The sequence below is a fragment of the Streptomyces sp. NPDC029216 genome (genome assembly GCF_040648015.1).
In the GTDB taxonomy this organism is placed as follows: Bacteria; Actinomycetota; Actinomycetes; order Streptomycetales; family Streptomycetaceae; genus Streptomyces.
In genome coordinates this window covers 1-17,240 of sequence record NZ_JBEZWL010000154.1, presented here as the reverse complement: position 1 = coordinate 17,240, position 17,240 = coordinate 1, and the positions used below count along the sequence as shown (strand labels likewise).

The following is a 17,240-nucleotide window of genomic DNA, read 5'->3' as shown; positions in this document are numbered from 1 at the left end:
TCCGGCGTGGGGGGGGGCCTGTTGCCCTGGGCGGCGGCGGCCGCGGCCCGGCGGGCGACGAGTTCCGCCCCGGCGTCCTCGGCGGCGACCCGGTCGGGACCGGGCCCCCGGCCGCTCGCGCGGGCCGGGGCGGCGGGGGCGCACAGGGTGAGGCAGAGGGCCGCCGAGGCGGCTCCGTAGCGCGCGAGCGTCGTCCGCATGGCGACCCCTTCGTCTCATCGTCCTGTCTGATGAAATGTCAGGAAGGTGCCGCTGTACAGGCGCACCGCCGGACGCCGGGGCCGGTACCCCCGGTTGCGCTAAGACACGCCGGCCCGCCCCGCGAACGCGGCGCGCAGCCCCGGATCGCGTACGGCGCGCAGCCCGCGGACCGCCACGGCCGCCAGGGGGTCCGCCGGCGCCCGCTCCCGGTCCAGCGCCACGAGCAGCCGCTGCCCGGCAGGGGAGGCCCACGGCGAGTGCGCGCAGCCGCCCGGCCCCGCGATGGCCAGGCAGCACAGGGCCAGCAGCATCGGCAGCGCGAACCAGTACAGCACCCCCTCCACGGTCGCCCCGTCCGCCGGGACCGCCAGCGAGGCCGCCGCCATGGCCACGACCAGCACGGCGGCCCGCCGCACCGACCTGACCCCGCCCGCCACCGCGGCCCCTACCCCCTCCGGCACCGCCAGCCCCGCCTCGGCCAGCCGGTCCGCGAGGGCCCGTACGGCCGCGTGCGCGGCGGCCGCCCGCCGGACCGCCGCCACCGGGGACTGCCCGTCGGGGCCGAACGCGCCCAGCACGGACCGCTCGTACGGGTCACGGGCGACGGGGTCGAGGACGGTCGCCCAGCCGGTGTGGGCGAGCAGCAGCCGGCGCCGGCGCTCCATCGAGAGCAGCGTCAGCACGGCGACCCGCTCCGGGCCGCCGGCCAGGTACGCGGCCTCGTACAGGGTCAGCGCCCGGGGCCGGCCCCCTCCCCGGCCGCCTGCTCGGCCGCCTGCTCGGCCCCCTCCCCGGCCGCCTGCTCGGCCGCCTGCTCGGCCGCCGCGGAGGCGGCCCGCAGCAGACGCGCCGCCGCGGCCAGCACCCCGGCCCAGGCCGACAGCAGGAACAAGATCCAGAACATGGCCGATTCCTACACCCGCCGACGCCCGCGCCGGCGGTGCGCTGCGCAAGCGTGAGCAGCTCGTGACGCGGATGTGATGGACGGTCAGGAACTGCTGGAGCAGCTGGAACCGGACGAACTGCTGCAACTCGAACCGCTGGAGCAGCTGGATCCGCTGGACCCTCCTGAACAGCTGGAACCACTCGAACAACTGGAGGACCCGGCGCAGCTCGACCCACCGGAACAGCTGGAACCGGAACCGCCGGAGCCGCCCCCGCAGCCGGAGCCGCCCCCGCAACCGCCGCTCCCGGAGGACCCGCCGCTGTCACTGGTGGCGCACCACAGCACGGGGACCACGTCGACGGCCGAAGAGCCGGAGGAGCACGAGGACCCGGAGGAGGGTGAGGAGCGCCTCGCGGACGTCCGCCCCCGGGCCTGGGCCGCGGCCAGCCGGGTGGCCCGTGCCGCCGGCACCAGCTGGGCCCGCAGCCCCGGATCCCGCAGCCCCCGCAGCCCGAACAGCGCGGTCAGCACCGCCGGGTCGAGGTCGGCGGCGTGCCGCCTGCGGGCCCGGTCCAGCGCGTCCCGCCCCGCCGGGGTCACCCGGCCCCGGGCCCGCCTGGCACAGACGGCGCCCACCACGATGCCGGCCACCAGCACCGGCAGCACCTTCAGGACGAACGGGACCTGCGGCTCCTGGGTCAGCGCCATGCCCACGAACGTCACCGGCAGCGACACCGGGAGCAGCATCGTGCACACCACCGTCTGCACGAGCCCCCACCGCCGCGGCCCCCGCCCCGCCCCCGGCGCGGCGAGCAGCCCGCGCGCGGCCAGGGCGTCCCCGGTCTCCTGCACGGCCGGCTCCAGCATCGCGGCGTACCGCACCTGGTACAGCCACCCGGACGGCGCGGCCCGCAGGGCCGACAGCACGGCCCGCTCGGCGGGGTCCGCACCCCGCGCCCGCCGCCCCTCGTGGACGATGCCCGGGCCGCCCGCCACCAGCCGGCCGTCCCCGAGCAGCGCGACGAGCGCCGCGTCGACGACCGTCCCGGGCCCGCCCACCAGGAACGCCGCCTCGGACAGGTCGTGCACCTCGGGGGTCCCGGACACCCGGGGCCGGCTCCGCCGGAGCCCGAGCACCAGCCCCAGGCTCGACAGCACGACGGCGGCCCACACCCCTACGGCCAGAACGTTCACGCCGCCCTCCCCACCAGCGCACGCGCCCAGCGAACGATCCGCCCGGGCGGCCGCGCCCCGGTCCGCTCCCGCCACCAGGCGGTGAGCCGGCGGCGCGCGGCCGGGTCCTCCGGCAGGTCCTGGATCAGCAGGTGCTCCGCGAACTCCAGCGCGTCGCGCCGGTACCCGGCCGTCATCGGACGGCGGCGGGCGTACCGGAGGAAGGCCGTGCGGTACGCCTCGGGCCCGCCCAGGATCCCGGGCAGCTCGGGCGCGACCTTCGCGACCACGGAGGCCCGCTTGGCTGCCAGCGCCCGCGCCTGGATCCGCACCCGCTGCCGGTCGAACCCCTCGGGCACCGGCGTTCCGGCGACCAGCGCCGACAGCAGCGCCGCCTGCCCGAGCCCCACCCGGGTCCGTACGGCCTCCGCGACGGGCTCCGGGGCCTCCTCGCGCACGACGGCGGACTCCCGCACCGCCTTCGAGCCGCCGGCCCCCGCCACCACGGCGCGGATCCGCTCCAGTTCCCCGGCCAGCTCCGCCTCCGCCGGGAAGTCGTCGTCCCGTTCCAGCAGGACGCCGGGCGGGTCCACCCGCTCGCGCAGCCGCGCCAGTACGTCGAGCACCACCGGCGGTACCGGGTGCGCGTGCGTGTCGTGCCAGACGCCGTCGCGCTCCACGCCCCCGGCCACGTGCACGTAGGCCAGCGCCTCCAGCGGGATCGCGTCCAGCACGGCGGCCGGGTCCTCGCCCCGGTTGACCCGGTTGGTGTGCAGGTTGGCCACGTCGATCAGCAGCCGTACGCCGGTGCGTTCGACGAGCTCGGTCAGGAACCGGCCCTCCGAGAGCTCCTCCCCGGGCCACGACACCAGCGCGGCGATGTTCTCCAGGGCCAGCGGCACCGGCAGCGCGTCCTGCGCGATCCGCACGTTCTCGCACAGCACGTCCAGGGCGTCCCGGGTGCGGGGCACGGGCAGCAGGTGTCCGGCCTCCAGGACGGGCGAGGAGGTCCGTACGAAGGCGATGTGCTCGCTGACCAGGGGCGCCCCCAGCGCCACGGCCCGCTCCCCGAGCGCGGCCAGCTTCCCCGCGTCGGGCCGGTCGGCGCCCCCGAGGCCCAGCGACACCCCGTGCGGGACGATCCGCACGCCCCGCTCGCGCAGCCGCAGCAGGGACTCGGGCAGGTGGCCCGGACACACGTTCTCGGCCACCACCTCGACCCAGTCCAGCCCCTCCAGCCGCTCGACCGCCTCCGCGATCTCAGGCCTCCACCCGATGCCCACCCCCAGGCGTGCCATGGGCTTCATGTCCCCCTCGCCCCCTCTCAAGGACTCCGTGCCGATGTCATGACCCGGCCGCGAACGGGCCAACCACCGGGAGGGGACGTTCAGAGCAACATTTGAGGTTCCCGGCGACCGGGTAACGATCCGGCCGCCCTCAGTCCCGGTACCAGTCGCCCCGTGCGGGCAGGGCGCGACGGAGGTAGTCCTCCACCCCGGCGGCCGCCCATGAGCGGCCGTCGGTCTCGTGGTCCCAGACGAAGACGTCGGGGCGCTGCGGGGTGCGCACGACGCCGAACAGGTCTCCTCCGCCGTTGTCGCCGAAGAACATCAACGGGTCGAAGGGCATGTACAGGGAGGCGAGTTCCGGCGTGGTGCGCAGCTCGGTGTTCTCCCGGGCGATCCGCCGGGCGCTCCAGACGACGTCGGTGCCGTGCCGCCCGGCGACCCCGTCGCACTCCCGTAGCAGGTCGGCGAGGTCGCCGGGCAGGGCCTGCCCGAGTACCCGCTCCACCTCGGCGAGGTCCGCCTCGTCCGCGGGCCCGGCCGGCTCGGCCTCCGGCAGGAGTCCGAGGACCAGCTTCCGCCAGCTCACAGCCGCGCCCGCAGGGCCGGGTGGTCCGCGACCACCGTGCAGCTGCCCGGGGCGATCTCCGTGAAGCCGGCGTCGCGGACCACCGGGAGGCCGCTGCCGCCGAGCTCCGCCCAGCGCTCGCGCGGGGCGGTACGGACGGCCAGGCGGAAGCCGGAGGCCTGCCACAGGGCGCGTTCCGCCGCCGTCAGCTCCCACCAGGCCAGCTGTGCCGCATGGCCCGCCTGGGCCATCGCCTTGCCGGCCGACATACCGAGGTCCGGGTTCAGCCACAGCACCGGAACCCCCGGCTCGGGCGCGCGCGCCGGCTCCGGGTCGTCCAGGTCGGTGCCCGAGACCTGGAGCTTGGCCAGCTCCTTGGGCCAGCCGTCCAGGGGGACCGGGGGGAAGACCCGGACCTCGGAGGCGGCGCCGTGCACGGTGACGCCCGGCAGGGTGCCGGCCTTGCGCCACTCCGCGCCGCGCGCCCGCCGGACCACCTTGCGGATCCGGGCGTCCTGCCAGTCGCGCACCGCCTGCGCCCACTCGCCCTCGCCGTGCGCGCGCTCGTCCGTGAGGAGGACCAGCACCGCCCGGGCCGCCGTCTCCAGCGCGTCCGTCCGGGCCGGCGGCTCGCTCTTCTCGATCCGCACGACCAGCGGCAGCACGAACTGCGGGGCCTCGTCGCGCCGTACGTGGTCCTTGCGGAAGGGGCTGTCCGCCCCCACCGCGGGTACCTCTGAGGTCTGGTTCGTGTGCTCGCTGCTCATCCCGCCAAGGATGCCAGGCTCCGCCTTGAGGAGGATGTCCCGGGTGGCCGGTGCGGGCGAGGATCGGGTCCATGAAGAGCGACCTTTTCGCCGGCGAGAACCTGGCCCAGCCCGCCGCCGCGCCCGGGATGACCCTGCAGAACGCCAAATCCGTCAAGTACGCCGTCAACGGCGAGATGCTCGCCCGCCAGGGCTCCATGGTCGCCTTCCGCGGCAACCTCCAGTTCGAACGCAAGGGCCAGGGCATAGGCGGCATGCTCAAGCGGGCCGTCACCGGTGAGGGGCTCGCGCTGATGTCCGTACGCGGGCAGGGCGAGGCGTGGTTCGCGCACCAGGCCGCCAACTGCTTCATCATCGACTTCGAGCCCGGCGACGCCCTCACCATCAACGGGCGCAACGTGCTGTGCTTCGACCCGACGCTGTCCTACGAGATCAAAATGGTCAAGGGCGCCGGGATGACCGGCGGCGGACTCTTCAACAGCCTCTTCACCGGCACCGGCAAGCTCGCCGTCGTCTGCGACGGCAACCCGATCATCATCCCGGTCACCGCGCAGTCGCCGGTGTACGTGGACACGGACGCGGTCGTCGGCTGGAGCGCCCAGCTGGAGACCGGGCTGCACCGCTCCCAGTCCGTCGGCTCGATGATCCGCGGCGGCTCCGGCGAGGCCGTCCAGCTGATGCTGCGCGGCGAGGGCTTCGTCATCGTCCGGCCCAGCGAGGTCGTCGAGACGGCGGCGGCGCACTGAAGCTGACCGGAGTGGGCCGCCGCTACGGCCGGCGGCGGCCCTGGGTGCTGCGCGGGGTGGACGTGGAGCTGCCGCCGGGGGCCCTCGTACGGGTCGAGGGCGGCAACGGCGGCGGCAAGTCCACCCTGTTGCGCCTCCTCGCCGGGATCGACGCCCCGACCGAGGGGCGGATCACCGGCCGCCCGCCCCGCACGGCGTACGTGCCCGAGCGCTTCCCCGCCGCCCTGCCCCTCACCGCCCTGGCCTACCTGACCCACCTCGGACGGGTGCACGGCCTGACCGGGGCCGAGGCGGCCCGGCGGGCGGCGGACCGGCTGGAGCGGTTCGGCGCCGCCCCGTACGCCCGCACCCCGATGGCCGAACTGTCCAAGGGGACCAGCCAGAAGGTGGCCGTCGCCCAAGCGCTGCTCGCCGAGCCCGGGCTGCTCGTCCTCGACGAGGCCTGGACCGGCCTGGACGCGCCCGCCCGCGCCGAGCTGGAGCGCGCCGTCACCGAACGCACCGCCGCCGGGGGCACGGTGGTCTTCGTCGACCACGACCCCGCCCGGCTCGCCGGCCTGCCCGACGTCCGCTACCGGGTGCGCGGCGGAACCCTGGAAGCCGCCACCGCGGAAACCCCGGCCGCCACCCTGCCCGAACGGGTGACATCGGGCCCGGCTGCCGCCCCGCGCACCGGGCCCTGGGCGCCCGGCGTACGGCCGGAGCCGCCCGCCGCAGGGGCCGAACCGTCCGCCGTACCGGCCACCGTGCCCGCCCCGCCGGCCGAGGGCGCCGTTGCGCCGGGCTGCGTGGCGGCCGTGCGGATCCGGGCCGTCGGGGCGGTCGGGAGCAGTCCGCCGCCGGGCGCCGTACCCGCCCCCGACGGCGGGATCCTGCTGACCGTCGACACCGCCCGCTCCGACGCGGTGCTCCGCGAGCTGCTCACCGCCCGGCCGCCCTGGCACATCCGCGCCGTGGAGGAACTCCCTTGACCGCCGCCCTGCTCCGCTACCAGGGGGCGCTGCTGCTGCGCTCCCAGAGCTGGCTCGCCCCCTTCGCCGTGTACGCCGTCTTCATGGGGATCGGCATCCAGCCCGGCGACCGGACGCTGGACTCCCTCGGCTACGCCGCCGCCGGGCTGGTCCCGCTGACGGCCTGGCTGGTCCGGGTCTGCGTCACCGCCGAACCCCCGGCGGCCCGTGCCTGCACCGCCGCCGCGGCCGGCCCGGCCCGGGTGCACGCGGCGGCCCTGCTGACCGGGCTGGGCGGGGCCCTGCTCACCGGGCTGCTCGCCGCGGCCTACACCCTGCTGGTCGGGGACCTCGCCGGGCACGACCCCGTCCGGGCGGTCCTCGCCGGGGCGGTGGCGGTGGGGGTGTGCGCCCCGACGGGGGCCGCCGTGGGCGCGGTGTGCGGCCCGCCGCTGGTGCCGGGGCGCGGGCTCGCGGTGCTCGGGGCGGGGCTGGGCACCCTGCTGGCCTGGGTGGTGTCCGTCTCCCCGGCCCGCGGGGCGGTGTCCGTACTGATCGGCGCGGCGCGGGCGGGCGCCCCGGAGCCGGCGCTGCCGCTGGGCGCACTGGCGGGGGCGCTGCTGCTGGCCGGGGCGGCGGGAGCGGCGGCGTGCCGGGCGAGCGCGCGCCGGGGCTGACCAGGCCTCGGGAGCAGCCGCCGGACGCCACCGCCCCGTACTGCCCTGCCCCGTCCCGCCCCGCCGCGTGCGCTGGCGAATCGTTACTTCCCCATCAGCTCCGACACCTTCACGAAGCGGAACCCCCGCTTACGCAGCTCGGGCACGATCTTCTCGATGGCCTGCCCGGTGACCGGCGCCGCGCTGTGCGTGCAGTGCATGACCACCACCGATCCGGGCTTGACCCCGGCCAGCACCTGCTCCGCCACCGCATCGGGGTCCTTGGCGAAGGCGTCCCCGCTGACCACGTCCCACTGCACGGCGGTCACCTTGGCGGGGGCCAGCGCGCGCAGCGCCTGGTCGTCGTAGCAGCCGCCGGGGAAGCGGAAGTAGGGCACGGTGTTGACCGCCCCGGCCTTCTTGAAGGCCGCGAAGGCCCGCTCGACGTCGGCCCGGGCGGCCGGCGCGTCGAGCGCGGGCAGCCCGTAGCAGGGGGACTTGAAGGCGTGGTGGCTGTAGGAGTGGTTGGCGATCTCGAAGTTCGGGTCGGTGCCGATGGCCTTCGCCTGGTCCGGGTACTCCTCGGCCCAGCGGCCCGTCATGAAGACGGTCGAGGGCACCTTCAGCCGGCGCAGGGCGTCGATCAGCTCCGGGTTGTCGAAGCGCTCCCCCGAGGCGGCGCGCGGACCCTGGTCGGAGGTCATGTCGGCGTCGAAGGTGAGGGCCACGGTCTTCTCGGTCCGCTGCCGGGCCCGTTCGAAGACCGGGGTCAGACCGCCCGGGCCGGGCGCCAGCGTCGGCACCTGTGCGGGCGCGCCGGCCTGCGGGGAGGCGGCGGACGCGGAGGGCGGGGCCGGGGCGGACGCGTGGGCGGGGCCGGATGCCGCGGGGGTGCCCATACGGGCCTGGCCGGCGCCCTGCGGGGCGCCCGCGCCGCCTCCGCATCCCGTGAGGGCGGCGCCGAGCACGGCCACGGCGGCCACTTTGCGTACAGAAAGGGTCACCCACGCAAAATATATGACTATCCGGCAATCAGGCGGGCGCGGCACGCCCCGACGTCGAACGTGGCCGGGGGGTACCGCGGATCCATCTCCTCCAGATGCTCCAGCAGCAGCCTGCCGACCGCCCAGTCCCGGTACCACTTGTGGTCCGCGGGCACGAGGTACCAGGGCGCGGCGTCCGTGGAGCAGCGCTCCAGGACCCGTTCGTACGCCTCCTGGTACGCGGGCCACAGCGCGCGCTCCTCGATGTCGCCCGGATCGAACTTCCAGCGCTTGTCGGGCCGGTCGAGCCGTCGCAGGAGGCGCTCGCGCTGCTCCTCGAAGCCGATGTGGAGGAAGACCTTCACCAGCGTCACGCCGTCCTCGGCGAGGGAGCGCTCGAACGCGTTGATCTCCCCGTAGCGCCGCTCCAGGGTGTCGCGCGGCACCAGCGCGTGGACACGGGCGACCAGGACGTCCTCGTAGTGCGACCGGTCGAAGATCCCGATCTCGCCGGGCCGGGGCAGGGCCTTCTCCACGCGCCAGAGGAACGGGTGCTCCCGCTCCTCCGGCGTGGGCGCCTTGAAGGCCCGGATGCGGCAGCCGGCCGGGTTGAACGGCGCGGCCGCGTGTTTCACCGTACCGCCCTTGCCGGAGGTGTCCATGCCCTGGAGCACGAGCAGCAGGCGGCGTCGGTCCCCCGCGGTGGCGGCCGCGTACAGCCGTTCCTGCAGGCCGGCGAGGGGCTCCGCCAGTTCCGCGGCGGCGGCCCGCCCGGCGGCCTTGTCCGGCGGGCCGGCGGGGGTCGCGGAGGGGTCGTACGTCCCGAGGCGGACCCGGCCGCCGGCGGGGACCCGCAGCAGCTCCCGCAGCGAGGGCCCGTGGCCGCGGCCCTTCCCGTGCGTCATCGCGTCAGCGCCACGGGCCGGTCACCGCGAACGTGGTCCCGGGCGTGTACGCGTTGACGTACATCGTCCGCCCGCCGGGGGAGAAGGTGACCCCCGCGAACTCCCCCCACTCGGGGGCTCCGGGCTTCCCGATGTCCTGGGCGTTGCGCGCCACCGGGTAGACCTCCCCGGCCGGGGTCACCCCGAAGACGTACTGGTCCCCGCCGCCGTCCTCACACACCATCAGCCCCCCGTCCGGGGCCAGGCAGATGTTGTCGGGGGAGTCCCCCGGAAGGCGGACGTCGGACGCCGGGCCGAAGCGCACCTCCAGCCGGAGCCGGCCGCTCCGGGGGTCGTGGAACCAGACCTGCCCGTGGTGGTCGGCGGCGGCGCCCTCGGAGCCGCGGGCGTAGCTGGAGACGAAGTAGACCCCCGTCCCGCCCCAGTAGCAGCCCTCCAGTTTCTGCGCGTGCGTGATCCCGCCCGGGCCGAAGTCCTGGAAGCGGATCGGGGTCCCCGCCGCCGAGGGGTCCGGTACGGGCACCCACTCCACCGGGAACTCCGCCCCCGGCCGGTCCACCACCGACAGGTCGGGTACCCCGGGCACCCGCAGCGCCTCCAGAGTGCCCCCGGCCCGCAGGGAGCCGGGGCCGCCGAGCGGGACCGCCGGCAGGAAGCGGTAGAAGAGCCCGAAGGGCCTGACGAACGCGTCCTCGGTCTCGTAGACCACCCCCCGGTACGGGTCCACGGCGACGGCCTCGTGGGCGAAGCGCCCCAGCGCGGTCAGCGGGACGGCCCCGAGGCGGTGCGGATCGGCGGGGTCGACCTCGAAGACGTACCCGTGGTCGCGGCCGTACCCGGAGGCGCCGGCCCGGTCCTCGGTCTCCTCGCAGCTCAGCCAGGTGTTCCAAGGGGTCCGGCCGCCCGCGCAGTTGACGGCGGTCCCGGCCAGCCCGACCCGCTCGCCGGCGACCCCGCCCCCGGGGTCCAGTTCCAGCACGGTGCAGCCGCCCAGGGCCCCGGGGTCGTAGGTGAGCCCGTCCACGGCGGGCACGCGCAGCGCGGCGGTCGCCCGGTTCTCGTGGTTGCGGACCAGGCGGACCCGGCCGCCGCCCGCGCCGAAGGCGGCCATCCCGTCGCAGTTCGACGGCACCGTGCCCTCGCCGGAGCGCAGCGGCTCCCCGGCGCGCGAGAGCACCCGGTACGAGAACCCGGCCGGCAGGTCGAGCAGCCCGCCGGGATCGGGCACCAGCGGCCCGTACCCCCGGACGGAGGCCCGGGCGCCGCCGGAGGCGAAGAGCGCGCCGAGGGCTCCGCTGAAGGCGACCGCGCCGGCCGCGAGCAGGCTGCGTCGGGTGACGGACATCGGCAACTCCCCGGTGCGTGGCTGGAGATGTGACCGGCCCGTGGTACCACGCCGGATCCCCGCCGTCCCCGCGACGCGTGCGCGGGCCCCCGCCCGTCACCCCACCGGGTCCCGTCCGCACACCACCGGGCCCGGCGCGGCGTACGCGCGCGGGCCCGGCGGTGACGGCGGAGGGGGGATCAGACGAGCTCGGCGCTCAGGGTGATCGTCGTACCGGCCAGGGCCTGGCTGACCGGGCAGTTCTTCTTCGCGTCCTCCGCGGCGGCGGCGAAGCCCTCCGCGTCCAGGCCGGGGACCTCGGCGCGCACGGTGAGGTGGATGCCGGTGATGCCCTCACCGGGCTGGAAGGTGACGTCGGCCTTGGTCTCCACCCGGGTGGGCGGGGTGCCCGCACCGTCGAGGCCGTGCGAGAGCGCCATCGAGTAGCAGCTGGAGTGTGCGGCGGCGATCAGCTCCTCGGGGCTGGTCTTGCCGTTCGCGGCCTCGGCGCGCGAGGGCCAGGAGACCTCGAAGGAGCCCCGGCCCGAGGAGTCGAGGGAGACGGTGCCGGCACCCTTGAGCAGGTTGCCTTCCCAGACGGTGTGGGACGTGCGCGTGGTGGCCATGGTGATCCCTTCGCAGAAGTGGAAACGGCCGGGCCGCGAGGAGCGCCCGGCCGTCCCCAACCTACTGGGACACCAGGGGTTTTGCGTCGCGGGCGAGCGCGGTGAGCCGCGAGATGGCTCGGAAGTACTTCTTCCGGTAACCGCCGTTGAGCATTTCTTCACTGAACAGCTTGTCGAAGGGCACGCCGGAGGCCAGCACCGGCACCTCCCGGTCGTACAGCCGGTCGGCCAGCACCACCAGGCGCAGCGCCGTCGACTGGTCGGGCACCGGCACGACGTCGGTCAGGCAGACCGCGGCGATCCCGTCCGTGAGCGCTCCGTAACGGCTCGGGTGCACCTTGGCCAGGTGTTCCAGCAGGCCGGGGAAGTCGTCGAGGCTCGCGCCGGGGGTCGCGTACGCGGCCTTGGCGACCTGCTCGTCGGAGAAGGGCGCCGGGGCCTCGGGCAGGCCGCGGTGGCGGTAGTCCTGGCCGTCGATGCGCAGCGGCCGGAAGTGTGCGGACAGGCCCTGGATCTCCCGCAGGAAGTCGGCGGCGGCGAAGCGGCCCTCGCCGAGCTTGCCGGGCAGCGTGTTGGAGGTGGCGGCCAGCGCCACGCCCTGCTCGACGAGGCGGCTGAGCAGGGAGGACACGAGGACGGTGTCGCCCGGGTCGTCCAGCTCGAACTCGTCGATGCACAGCAGCCGGTGTCCGCCCAGGGTCTGCACGGTCTGCTGGAAGCCGAGCGCGCCGACCAGGTTGGTCAGCTCCACGAAGGTGCCGAAGGCCTTGAGCGCGGGCTCGGCCGGGGTGGCGTGCCACAGGGAGGCCAGCAGGTGGGTCTTGCCGACGCCGTAGCCGCCGTCGAGGTAGACCCCGCGCGGGCCGGGGGCCGGGGCGGGCGCCTTCTTCTGGAACCACTTGCGCTTGCCGGCGCCGCTGGCGTGGGCGCCGCCGAGGCCGGCGGCGAAGCCGCTGAGCACGGTGACGGCCTCGGCCTGGCTCGGCTGGGCCGGGTCCGGGTTGTAGGTGTCGAAGCGCACCGAGTCGAAGCGCGGCGGCGGGACCATCTCGGCCACCAGCCGTTCGGCGGGCACGCGCGGCTCGCGGGTGCACAGGGCCAGCGGGCCCGCGTCGGCTATCGGGGGCTGCCCGGAGGCAGGACCGGAGGTGGAGAGTGATGTTGACACAGCTCTTAACTCTACGGGGCGTGTCACACTGCACCGATGCGACGCCTGTTCCCTGTGACCGATCAGACACCCGCTCCCTCCGGTGCCACGGCCGACCGCGAGTGGTCGCTGGACGAGCTGGCGGAGGCCTACGCCTATCCCGATCTGGCCCCCGGGGCGCACTGGCTGCGGGCGAACATGGTGTCGACCCTGGACGGGGCCGCCCAGCACGACGGGCGCTCGCAGCCCATCTCGGGCGAGACCGACATGCGGATCTTCGGCACCCTGCGGGCCCTGGCCGACGTGGTCATCGCCGGCGCGGAAACGGTTCGCCAGGAGGGCTACCGCCCGGCCCGGGCCCGCGAGGCCTTCGCGGCCCGCCGTGAGGCCGCCGGCCAGGGCCCCGCCCCGGCCATCGCCGTGGTCACCGCGAGCCTGGACCTGGACTTCACCCTGCCCCTGTTCACCTCCCCCCTGGTGCCCACCCTGGTGCTCACCGGCGCCACCGCCCCCGCCGACCGCGTCGCCGAGGCCACCGCGGCCGGGGCCGAGGTCGTGGTGGCGGGCGAGGGGGCCGGGGTGGACCCGGCGCGGGCCGTGCGGGAGCTGGCCGCGCGCGGCCTGCGCCGCCAGCTGACCGAGGGCGGGCCCCGGCTGCTGGGCCAGTTCGTGGCCGCCGACGCGCTGGACGAGCTGTGCCTGACGATCTCCCCGACGCTGACGGCGGGGGGTGCCCAGCGGATCGCCGGCGGGCCCTCCGTCACGGTTCCGCACCGGCTCGCGCCGGCCTCCGTACTGGAAGAGGCCGGGTTCCTCTTCACGAGCTACCGTCGGATCTGAGAAGGGAGCGGAATTTCTCGTTCCGCTTAGCTTCCGACGGGTACGTACCTGGGCACATATACCTGCGCAGGCCCCGCGTCACAGCGGGGCAGGATGGTTTCCGCAGGGGCCGGCCGACCGGCCTCGGCCCATGAAGGAGAGGGCGTCCGTGTTCACGAGCGTATTGATGATCGAGCAGCCGCTGACCACGGTGGACGTGGACTTCGTCACCACCCTGCACGGAGACGACCACGTCTCCTTCGTCGTCCTCATGCAACCCAGGGGCGACCAGGACCGACTGCTCCGCGCCATCGACGACGTCGCGCTCGGCGAGCTCCCCGAAGCCCTCCGCGAGGCCGACGTGCCCGAGGGCGAGGCCGCCCGGGGCCCCGCCGCGGCGGCCCTCGAACATTCGCTCGCGGCCCTGCGCAGGAAGGGCGCCACGGCCGTCGGCCACATCGTCGAGGACCACCCCCTCGACAAACTCAAGGCCGTCGTCGACGAGACGGGCGCCGACGAGGTGATCGTTCTGACCGCCCCCCACTTCGTCGAGGAGTTCTTCCACCGCGACTGGGCCTCCCGCGCCCGTCACAAGGTCGGGGTTCCGGTGCTCAAGCTCTTCGCCCACAACGAATAGGCTGGGGCGGACACACCCTGGGCCCACCCCGCGGGCCCGCCCCGCGGAACCGCCCGCGGGCCCCCGCACACGATCCTGGAGCGACCTGAATGAAGCCCGGCCTGCCGACCGCGATGGAACGGCCCCACTTCATCGGCATCGGCGGCGCCGGCATGTCCGGCATCGCGAAGATCCTCGCCCAGCGCGGGGCGCAGGTGGCCGGCAGCGACGCCCGTGACTCCGAGACCGCCGAGGCGCTGCGCGCCCACGGCGCCACGGTCCACATCGGGCACGCCGCCGACCACCTCGCCCCCGGGTCCACCTGCGTGGTCGTCTCCAGCGCCATCCGCGCCGACAACCCGGAGCTCGCCCGCGCCGCCGAGCTCGGCATCCCCGTCGTGCACCGCTCCGACGCCCTCGCCGGCCTGATGGGCGGCCTGCGCCCCATCGCGGTCGCCGGCACCCACGGCAAGACCACCACCACCTCGATGCTGGCGGTCTCCCTCTCCGCCCTGGGCCTGGACCCCTCCTACGCCATCGGCGGCGACCTGGACGCCCCCGGCTCCAACGCCCACCACGGCGAGGGCGACATCTTCGTCGCCGAGGCCGACGAGAGCGACCGCAGCTTCCACAAGTACGCCCCGCAGGTCGCGATCATCCTCAACGCGGAGCTCGACCACCACGCGAACTACGCCTCGATGGACGAGATCTACGAGTCCTTCGAGACCTTCGTCGGCAAGGTCGTCCCCGGCGGCACCCTCGTGGTCGCCCACGGCCAGGCCGGCGCCGCCGAGATCGCCCGCCGCGTCGCCGGCCGCGACGGCCTCACGGTCGTCACGTACGGCGAGGAGGACGACGCCGACGTCCGCATCACCAAGATCACCCCGCGCGGTCTGACCAGCGAGGTCACCGTCCTCCTCGACGGCCGCCCGCTCACCTTCACGGTCTCCGTGCCCGGCCGCCACTACGCGCACAACGCCGTCGCGGCCCTCGCCGCGGGCGTCGCCCTCGGCATCCCCGCGCACAACCTGGCCTCCGCCCTCGGCAAGTACACCGGCGTCAAGCGCCGCCTCCAGCTCAAGGGCGAGGCGGCCGGCGTCCAGGTCATCGACTCCTACGCGCACCACCCCACCGAGATGACCGCCGACCTGGAGGCCATCCGCGGCGCCGCCGGGGACTCCCGCATCCTGGTCGTCTTCCAGCCGCACCTCTTCTCCCGCACCCAGGAGCTCGGCACGGAGATGGGCCAGTCCCTCGCCCTCGCCGACGCCTCCGTGGTCCTCGACATCTACCCGGCCCGCGAGGACCCGGTCCCCGGCGTGACCAGCGAGATCATCATCACCGCCGCCCGCGCCGCCGGAGCCGACGTCACCCCCGAGCACGACAAGGGCGCCGTCGCCGACGTGATCGCGGGAATGGCCAAGCCCGGCGATCTCGTTCTCACCATGGGCGCGGGCGACGTCACGGACCTGGGACCGCACATCCTGGAAAAGCTCGCCCGCCTTTCGAACTGAGGGAGCGAAAACGTCATGGCGTACGAGGTCCAGAAGACGGACGAGCAGTGGCAGGCGGAGCTGACCCCGTCCGAGTACCAGGTACTCCGCCTCGCGGGCACCGAGCCGGCCTTCCGCGGCGAGTACACGGACACCAAGACCGAGGGCGTGTACTCCTGCCGCGGCTGCGGCGCCGAACTGTTCCGTTCCACGGAGAAGTTCGAGTCGCACTGCGGCTGGCCGTCCTTCTACGACCCGAAGGACACCGAGGCGGTGGAACTGCGGCACGACTCCTCGCACGGCATGGTCCGCACGGAGGTCCTCTGCGCGAAGTGCGGCTCCCACCTGGGCCACGTCTTCGAGGGCGAGGGCTACCCGACCCCCACGGACCAGCGGTACTGCATCAACAGCATCTCCCTGCGCCTCACCCCGACCGAGGGCTGAGCCCCGGCGCCCGCAGGTCCGCCAGGTAGTCCTCCAGGCTGCTGCCCGGGGTCCAGCCCTGGGTGCGGGACCTCGTCAGGTCCAGGACCACCGGGTGGGCCAGCTGGTCCACCGCGTAGCGGCTCAGGGCCGGTTCCGAGCCGGTGAGGCGGGCCGCCGTCTCCGCCGTGCGGGCCGCCGCCGCGGCCAGGGGGAGGGGGAGGTGACGGATCCGGGCGCGGACCCCGTGGGCGCGCAGGACCGCCGTCACCGCCGCGTCCCGGCCGTAGGGGACCGCGTCCGCGACGTTGTACGCGCCCGGGGCCCAGGCCGGGGCCGCCAGGCAGGCGTCCGCCAGGTTCTCCACCGCCGTCAGGCTGAGCCGCACGTCCGGTCCGGGCAGGAACAGGGTTCCGGCCCGGACCCGGGACAGCAGGCGGGGCAGCAGCTGGGTGTCGCCCGGGCCGTACACCGCCCGGGGCCGCAGCACCACCGCGCCCGCCGCCAGGGCCAGGGCCTCGCCCTCCGCCTTCGTGCGGCCGTACGCGTTGAGGTGGTGCGCGCGCGGGTGGTCCTCCGTGACGAGGGCCCGGTCGCGGCGCGGGTCGTACACGCTCGCGCTGCTCACCCACACCACCGGCCGGCCCGCCGCCGCCCGCAGCAGCCGGGCGGTGCCGTCCACGTTGACGGCGCGCATGGCCGCCTCCGCCCGCGAGCCCGGCGCAGGATCGCCCACCGCCGCCGCGCAGTGCACGACCACGTCCACCCCCGACAGGTCCGGCCCGGCCGACGCCGCGTCCCAGAACCGGTGCTCGCCCAGCGGGCCCGGCCGGCGGCCCAGACAGACCACCGAGGAGCCGGCCGCGGCCGCCGCGCGGGCGACGTGCCCGCCACAGAACCCGCTGGCGCCCGTGACCGCGACCCTCATGCGCCCGCCTCCGCCGTCGGTTCGTGCCGGTACGGGCCGGCCGTCGGGCAGCCGTCCGGGGCCGGGGTACGGGTGACGGGCCCGAAGACGGCGGCTCCCGTGGGCGAGGTCCGCGCGCCCGCCCTCACCCTCAGCTCCCGCCACCCCGGCAGGGCCGCCCGCCGGTCCACCCGGGACCTCGTCACCGCCGGCCGGTGCGGGGCCAGGGCCTCCAGTACGTCGGCCAGCTGGGCCGTGGCCAGCCGGGCCCCCGGGCAGGCGTGCGGACCCGCCCCGAACACCAGCCGCGCCACCCCCGGCCCGGCCGGAGCCCGGCCGTCCGGGTCACGCCGGTGCGCCCCCGCCGCATGCCGGGCCACCAGCAGCAGCCGGTCCCCGCCCCGCACCGGGCAGCCCCCGACCACCCCGTCCGCCGCCGCCACCCGGGGCAGCACCGGCGAGGCCGCCGTCACCCGCAGCAGCTCCTCCACCAGCCGGGGCCGCAGCTCCGCGTCCGCGGCCTGCTCCCACAGACCGGCGTCCGCGCACCACGCCACCGCCCGCGGCAGCGCCGCCACCGTGGTGTTCACCGCCGCCACCGCGAGCATCGCCGACAGCGGGTCCGCATCGCCCAGGAGCGCCCGCAGCCGCTCCGCCGCCCGGGCCGCCCCCGCCGCCGCGCCCGGCCTCGGCGGCCCCGGCAGGTGGGTGATCGCCTGGCGGCGGGCCAGGCGGTGGGTGCGGCGGATCTGGGCCACCAGGTA

20 protein-coding genes and 1 pseudogene are annotated in these 17,240 nt (G+C 75.7%); 7 read left to right on the top strand and 14 right to left on the bottom strand.

From position 1 onward, the window contains the following. The 7 genes from AB0F18_RS33375 to AB0F18_RS33345 form a co-directional block, all read right to left on the bottom strand. Window positions 1-200 (bottom strand): hypothetical protein (locus tag AB0F18_RS33375; protein WP_362067464.1); only part of this gene is annotated, 200 nt, incomplete at its 3' end. Window positions 201-299: 99 nt separating this feature from the next. Continuing rightward, window positions 300-911 carry a TIGR04222 domain-containing membrane protein gene (locus AB0F18_RS33370; RefSeq protein ID WP_362067470.1) on the bottom strand — a complete coding sequence of 204 codons (612 nt, stop codon included), beginning with the start codon at window positions 909-911 and terminating at the stop codon, window positions 300-302. Between the two features lie 20 nt (window positions 912-931). Then, the gene (locus AB0F18_RS33365; protein WP_362067472.1) at window positions 932-1,105 is read right to left on the bottom strand and encodes a hypothetical protein; all 174 of its coding nucleotides are present in this window, start codon (window positions 1,103-1,105) and stop codon (window positions 932-934) included. Between the two features lie 84 nt (window positions 1,106-1,189). Further along, entirely contained in the window at window positions 1,190-2,281 is a 1,092-nt protein-coding gene (locus tag AB0F18_RS33360; RefSeq protein ID WP_362067462.1) for a TIGR04222 domain-containing membrane protein, read from the bottom strand. After that, window positions 2,278-3,558 carry a DUF692 domain-containing protein gene (locus tag AB0F18_RS33355; RefSeq protein WP_362067468.1) on the bottom strand — a complete coding sequence of 427 codons (1,281 nt, stop codon included), beginning with the start codon at window positions 3,556-3,558 and terminating at the stop codon, window positions 2,278-2,280. The genes AB0F18_RS33360 and AB0F18_RS33355 overlap by 4 nt, the downstream gene beginning before the upstream one ends. 139 nt (window positions 3,559-3,697) lie before the next feature. Beyond that, a complete protein-coding gene (locus AB0F18_RS33350; RefSeq protein WP_362067460.1) occupies window positions 3,698-4,135 on the bottom strand; it encodes an SMI1/KNR4 family protein in 438 nt (145 codons plus the stop codon). Beyond that, on the bottom strand, window positions 4,132-4,881 hold the full coding sequence (locus AB0F18_RS33345; RefSeq protein ID WP_362067458.1) for an aminoacyl-tRNA hydrolase: 750 nt from the start codon (window positions 4,879-4,881) through the stop codon (window positions 4,132-4,134). The genes AB0F18_RS33350 and AB0F18_RS33345 overlap by 4 nt, the downstream gene beginning before the upstream one ends. Before the next feature lie 71 nt (window positions 4,882-4,952). On the opposite strand from AB0F18_RS33345, the gene AB0F18_RS33340 reads away from it, so the two are divergent. Genes AB0F18_RS33340 through AB0F18_RS33330 form a run of 3 tightly spaced genes read left to right on the top strand, consistent with a single transcriptional unit; the run spans window position 4,953 to window position 7,254 of the window. Continuing rightward, a complete protein-coding gene (locus tag AB0F18_RS33340; RefSeq protein WP_362067456.1) occupies window positions 4,953-5,627 on the top strand; it encodes an AIM24 family protein in 675 nt (224 codons plus the stop codon). Next, entirely contained in the window at window positions 5,624-6,598 is a 975-nt protein-coding gene (locus tag AB0F18_RS33335; protein ID WP_362067466.1) for an ATP-binding cassette domain-containing protein, read from the top strand. Before AB0F18_RS33340 ends, AB0F18_RS33335 begins: the two co-directional genes overlap by 4 nt. Further along, window positions 6,595-7,254, top strand: coding sequence for an ABC transporter (locus AB0F18_RS33330; protein WP_362067454.1), 660 nt, complete (start codon window positions 6,595-6,597; stop codon window positions 7,252-7,254). Before AB0F18_RS33335 ends, AB0F18_RS33330 begins: the two co-directional genes overlap by 4 nt. An 83-nt stretch (window positions 7,255-7,337) precedes the next feature. On the opposite strand, the gene AB0F18_RS33325 is transcribed toward AB0F18_RS33330, so the two are convergent. From AB0F18_RS33325 to zapE, 5 genes are all read right to left on the bottom strand, one after another. Further along, on the bottom strand, window positions 7,338-8,237 hold the full coding sequence (locus AB0F18_RS33325) for a polysaccharide deacetylase family protein (RefSeq protein WP_362067452.1): 900 nt from the start codon (window positions 8,235-8,237) through the stop codon (window positions 7,338-7,340). Window positions 8,238-8,254: 17 nt separating this feature from the next. Then, complete coding sequence (locus tag AB0F18_RS33320; RefSeq protein ID WP_362067450.1) at window positions 8,255-9,121, bottom strand: PPK2 family polyphosphate kinase; 867 nt, start codon at window positions 9,119-9,121, stop codon at window positions 8,255-8,257. A 4-nt stretch (window positions 9,122-9,125) separates the two neighbouring features. Then, window positions 9,126-10,466, bottom strand: a complete 1,341-nt coding sequence (locus AB0F18_RS33315) for an alkaline phosphatase PhoX (RefSeq protein ID WP_362067448.1) — start codon at window positions 10,464-10,466, stop codon at window positions 9,126-9,128. Window positions 10,467-10,645: 179 nt separating this feature from the next. Beyond that, a complete protein-coding gene (locus tag AB0F18_RS33310; protein WP_030234726.1) occupies window positions 10,646-11,071 on the bottom strand; it encodes an OsmC family protein in 426 nt (141 codons plus the stop codon). 61 nt (window positions 11,072-11,132) lie between these two features. Then, window positions 11,133-12,239 carry a cell division protein ZapE gene (zapE, locus tag AB0F18_RS33305; RefSeq protein WP_362067446.1) on the bottom strand — a complete coding sequence of 369 codons (1,107 nt, stop codon included), beginning with the start codon at window positions 12,237-12,239 and terminating at the stop codon, window positions 11,133-11,135. Window positions 12,240-12,275: 36 nt separating this feature from the next. Here zapE and AB0F18_RS33300 point away from each other — a divergent pair, with 36 nt between their 5' ends. The 4 genes from AB0F18_RS33300 to msrB all read left to right on the top strand — a co-directional run bounded on the left by AB0F18_RS33300 (window position 12,276) and on the right by msrB (window position 15,590). Continuing rightward, window positions 12,276-13,058: a pyrimidine reductase family protein gene (locus AB0F18_RS33300; protein ID WP_362067444.1), complete on the top strand. Its 783-nt coding sequence runs from the start codon at window positions 12,276-12,278 to the stop codon at window positions 13,056-13,058. Between the two features lie 148 nt (window positions 13,059-13,206). Further along, a complete protein-coding gene (locus AB0F18_RS33295; RefSeq protein ID WP_362067442.1) occupies window positions 13,207-13,674 on the top strand; it encodes an indole-3-glycerol phosphate synthase in 468 nt (155 codons plus the stop codon). 89 nt (window positions 13,675-13,763) lie between these two features. Then, window positions 13,764-15,167 carry a UDP-N-acetylmuramate--L-alanine ligase gene (gene murC, locus AB0F18_RS33290; protein ID WP_362067440.1) on the top strand — a complete coding sequence of 468 codons (1,404 nt, stop codon included), beginning with the start codon at window positions 13,764-13,766 and terminating at the stop codon, window positions 15,165-15,167. Between the two features lie 15 nt (window positions 15,168-15,182). Continuing rightward, on the top strand, window positions 15,183-15,590 hold the full coding sequence (msrB, locus tag AB0F18_RS33285; RefSeq protein WP_362067438.1) for a peptide-methionine (R)-S-oxide reductase MsrB: 408 nt from the start codon (window positions 15,183-15,185) through the stop codon (window positions 15,588-15,590). Here the strand turns inward: msrB and AB0F18_RS33280 are convergent. Further along, window positions 15,571-16,497: an NAD(P)-dependent oxidoreductase gene (locus AB0F18_RS33280; protein ID WP_362067436.1), complete on the bottom strand. Its 927-nt coding sequence runs from the start codon at window positions 16,495-16,497 to the stop codon at window positions 15,571-15,573. The two genes, msrB and AB0F18_RS33280, sit on opposite strands and share 20 nt — an antisense overlap. Further along, window positions 16,494-17,240: pseudogene (locus tag AB0F18_RS33275) on the bottom strand (hypothetical protein); the annotation flags it as partial. The gene AB0F18_RS33280 and the pseudogene AB0F18_RS33275, both read right to left, overlap by 4 nt.